The organism is Hyphomonas sp. UBA3195 (assembly GCF_002366485.1).
Lineage (GTDB): Bacteria > Pseudomonadota > Alphaproteobacteria > Caulobacterales > Hyphomonadaceae > Hyphomonas.
The window spans coordinates 131,707-131,918 of sequence record NZ_DEXB01000021.1 but is presented as its reverse complement, the minus strand read 5'-3'; the positions used below and the strand labels follow the sequence as shown (position 1 = coordinate 131,918).

General features: G+C 53.8%; 1 protein-coding gene. It reads left to right on the top strand.

Going from position 1 to position 212, the window contains the following annotated elements; translation table 11 throughout:
* Positions 1-69: 69 nt before the first annotated feature.
* Positions 70-212 (top strand): 30S ribosomal protein S6 (locus B2344_RS07700; protein WP_349679784.1); only part of this gene is annotated, 143 nt, incomplete at its 3' end.

The following is a 212-nucleotide window of genomic DNA, read 5'->3' as shown; positions in this document are numbered from 1 at the left end:
GAAGAGGGGCCATCGCCCGGCAGTTTCCCGCTGTCTGGCGCCGCATGGCTCTACTATGGGACTGAAAACATGGCACTATATGAGCATGTCGTGATCACACGACCTGACATTTCGCCTGCTCAAGTCGAGACTTTTGTCGAAGAACTGAGCGGCTTTCTCAAGGAAAAAGGCGCATCTGTTGGCAAGACCGAATACTGGGGTCTTCGCAACCT